Origin of the sequence: Absiella sp. AM29-15 (genome assembly GCF_003434225.1) — a bacterium.
Lineage (GTDB): Bacteria > Bacillota_I > Bacilli_A > Erysipelotrichales > Erysipelotrichaceae > Hoskinsella > Hoskinsella hominis.
Genome location: NZ_QVFL01000051.1, coordinates 1 through 423, shown reverse-complemented (window position 1 = coordinate 423; position 423 = coordinate 1). Strand labels below are relative to the sequence as shown.

Below are 423 nucleotides of genomic sequence, written 5' to 3'. Positions count from 1 at the left end.
GTAATACAATAATAACAATCTTCACTACCAATTACATCATTAAATTTATCAATCAACATACTTTTATCCACATAGATTTTTTTCTTTAATACTCGTTGAAATAATTCTACAGGAATATCCGTATCTAGATAATACATATCCATCACCTCATCTCTTTTTATATTATAGACTATTTTTTCCTCTTTTACTATGAAAAAAGCACTATCTATTGTTTTCATTAGACAATGCTTATCATTCCTATTTATATTTTTCAATAATACAATCATGATGCTTATGCTCATCTGCATCTGTAGAATAATTGATACCAACAAACAGTATCTCATCAAAATCTTTTACTCGTTCTACATAGTTTTTCCTTTTAATTTGATCAATTGCTTCTTGGGCTGTCTTATTATACTTAAGTTCTAATATGATTGCTGGATA

Annotated in this window: 1 pseudogene; it reads right to left on the bottom strand. The window is 26.7% G+C overall.

The features are described from left to right. Positions 1-237 precede the first annotated feature (237 nt). Positions 238-423, bottom strand: a pseudogene (locus tag DW761_RS21110) (AAA family ATPase); the annotation flags it as partial.